The 2,864-nt window shown below is 53.1% G+C and carries 3 protein-coding genes and 1 pseudogene; all 4 read left to right on the top strand.

Annotation, left to right across the window (positions count from 1 at the left end; genetic code table 11):
* Positions 1-475 (top strand): DUF2345 domain-containing protein (locus tag ACIQ39_RS19140; protein ID WP_396436170.1); only part of this gene is annotated, 475 nt, incomplete at its 5' end.
* Positions 472-1,758: an N-acetylmuramidase domain-containing protein gene (locus tag ACIQ39_RS19135; RefSeq protein WP_396436169.1), complete on the top strand. Its 1,287-nt coding sequence runs from the start codon at positions 472-474 to the stop codon at positions 1,756-1,758. The genes ACIQ39_RS19140 and ACIQ39_RS19135, both read left to right, overlap by 4 nt.
* Positions 1,759-2,526, top strand: a complete 768-nt coding sequence (locus ACIQ39_RS19130; RefSeq protein ID WP_396436168.1) for a hypothetical protein — start codon at positions 1,759-1,761, stop codon at positions 2,524-2,526. It abuts the gene before it with no gap.
* Between the two features lie 7 nt (positions 2,527-2,533).
* Positions 2,534-2,864, top strand: a pseudogene (locus ACIQ39_RS19125) (hypothetical protein); the annotation flags it as partial.

The raw sequence follows: 2,864 nt of genomic DNA, 5'->3' as shown, positions 1-2,864 counted from the left end.
ACTCAAGATCACCGCCACAGCGACAAGCATCCACATCGAGGCCAAAGAAGAGGTGGTCATCAACGGCGGGGGCAGCTACACGGTGTTCAACAGCAGCGGCATTGAAGACGGCACCAGCGGCAGCTGGGCAGCGCATGCGGGCAGTCACAGCATGAACGGGCCTAAGAGTGCGGCGGTGCCGACCTTGAAGGGCATGCCACGGGTCCCGGACAAGGCGAACTTTAGCCAGCGCATCGATCCGACTGCCTTGGTCAATGCGGAATGGTTATTTGAAGACACTCCGCCGATCGACATGCTCAGCAGTTATGAAGAAACTGAGTTGCTCGCTCGCTTTGGCAACCAAGGCCCACAGGCAAAAACTTATTTGTTTGCGGCGCAGACCAAAGAGCTGAATATTCACCAATCTTCGGGCGGGTGGATGGTTGAAATGAAATTCATCAATGAGGACGAAACCAATCAAGGGGGATTGGCATGAACACGATTTATACAGTGCAGAGCGGGGACACGCTTTCAAAAATTGCGCGCCAGCATGGAAAAGCCGTACAGGAACTGGTCGAAATCAACGGCTTATCCAATCCCAATGCCTTGCAAGTCGGACAAGTGCTTTACCTTGATAAAAAGCATGCTTTCTCGGTTCGCGTCATGGTGTTGGATGCTTTGCGTTACCCCATTGAGGGGCTTCAACTGATGTTGAAATTTGATGGCCTTTCGCAATCTTTCTCAAGCGACCAGCGCGGCTTGCTTCCTTTGATCACCACCAGCAGCGCAGAAACGCTTGTGGAAATATTCATTAAAAATTCAGCGGGTACTTGGAAACAGATTCAAGCGGTGCGCTCCGGCTTGGGCCAGCAGTGGGTCACATTGGTATCTAAAGGAATCAGCTTTAAGACCAGTTTGCAGCCACACGATGAACAGGCCGCAGAAAAACCTTTTCAGCCCGCCTTCAGTCCCAATCGGCGGCACAACGGAAAACCCCAAGGTAAACCGGTGCGCGCAGGCCATCCTGTGCATCAGAGCCCAAGCAGTCAACACCACAACACCACCGTGCTGACAGCAGATTTTCCGCAAGACTTGCTTGCTTATTTTGACAATTACAAGGACGAGGAACTCACTGAAAATGATTGGCGTGATGTTGCAGGAAGAATTGTCGAATGTGAAGTCGCCACCCTCAAGGCCATCAAGGCCATTGAAGCGCCAAAAGGGGCTTTTTACAGCAAGAAATTGCAAAACGGCAAACGGGTGCCCACCTTGCAATATGAGCGACAGTACTTTCACAGGCTGACCTGCGTCAATGGCCCCCACTTCAACACCAGGCAGCGCAAATACCATGGCGAAGGCGTGCCCGGCTGTAGCAGTCCGCATGACAAGGACCCTGACATTTGCTGGCCCACTGGCTTTGGTCCGGGGCAATATGGCAGCTATGACCAAGCTTATCTGCGCCTGGCAAAGGCCTATCGGCTCGATCCTGAAGCCGCGTTGAAATCGGTCTCTTGGGGTGCGTTTCAGATCATGGGAGCGAACTATAAAGCCGCTAGATTTCTGACCTTACAGAAATTCATTGTCGCCATGTGCACCAGCGAAAAAACCCAACTCGAAGCTCTAGGAAATTTCATCTCCGAAAACCCCAAACTCAAGCGTGCAGTTCAAACCAAAGACTGGCCTACTATTGCCCGGATTTACAACGGACCTGATTACAAAAAGTTCAGTTACGACGAAAAGTTGCAAAAGGCTTATGAGAAATTTTCAAAAGGTGCCTGAATGAAAAATTTAATGGTTTTTATGTTGACGAGTTGTTTGTCCATAGTGGTACATGGATCGACAGCTGTCGCTCCTTCCGAAAAGTCATCGTTTCGTATTTTGAGCAATCAAGAGGAGGATGCTTTCGTCAAAGAAGTGCAACGCATCAACAAAGATTTCGATCCAGCTGAAGTAATAAAGCTCGACGCCAAAACGCGTAGCTCTTATAAGAACTTTATAAGAGTTAGCCAGGGTTTATTTTCACCAACCGTGGAAATCAACGGGAAGATTTACAGCACCGGCATCGTCGCATACCAACCCCAGCGGTTTGAGGGTGACACCTGCACATCTTTACCCGTCGAAGAACTGAAAAGGCGAGGGCTCCACCCGCGATCATGCGCAGAAGGCCAAATCGGACACTCCGTTTGTGATCTGACCATTGTGGATACGGACTTGAAAGTTCGAGCCGTACATCGCTTTGAAATTCCGGGAGAAGTACCCGGCTTTCCTACAAACTGTCAAGTTCCACTTGGTTATGGCATGGGCAATAGGCAAACGGGTAGCTTGTTGATGACCTTGCGATACGGCTTCACCAACAGGCCCTTGGCTGGCAGCATCGAAGCGATCGGTAGCAACTCGTTCGAAACCACCCGATTGCTGCGCATTCGTGAACAAGATGGAAAAATCACCGTGACCGAAGACAACCGCTGCCTGGGTGAGAACAACTTCGTCCCAGATATTCCGACGGCACGCAAACTGCTGCGGAAGTGCCCTATCGATATGCAGTAAGTCAACTTTGGGAAAAGGCCATCAAACCGAGCCCCAAGGCCAGCACCTGGCGCGCCTGCGCATGCAGGCCCTGCGCCAAGGCGGCCAGCGTGCCCGGGGCTCGGCCCATGTGCGCGGCATCGCCGCAGGCTGCACCCGCTTGTTGGTCGAGAACGTGAGCGAGGACACGGGGCGCAGCGCTGGGCATGTGGGGGGGGTTGGGGGTGTGGGCGGTGTGGGCGGCCTGTCCCCCTCGGCGCTCCAGGCCCTGTCCGACCCCCAGCGCCTGTCGGGCCAGTGGCGCTGCACGGTTGACTTTGAGCTGCAGCCCACCACCGAGCTGTTGCGCCCGGGCATGG

It is taken from the genome of Limnohabitans sp. (assembly GCF_044361645.1).
Taxonomy (GTDB): Bacteria; Pseudomonadota; Gammaproteobacteria; order Burkholderiales; family Burkholderiaceae_C; genus Limnohabitans_A.
This window is presented reverse-complemented; position numbering and strand designations above follow the sequence as displayed.

Coding starts and splice junctions, on each gene's coding strand:
- ACIQ39_RS19135 (WP_396436169.1), top strand. CDS start 472: ATGAACACGATTTATACAGTGCAGAGCGGGGACACGCTTTCAAAAATT.
- ACIQ39_RS19130 (WP_396436168.1), top strand. CDS start 1,759: ATGAAAAATTTAATGGTTTTTATGTTGACGAGTTGTTTGTCCATAGTG.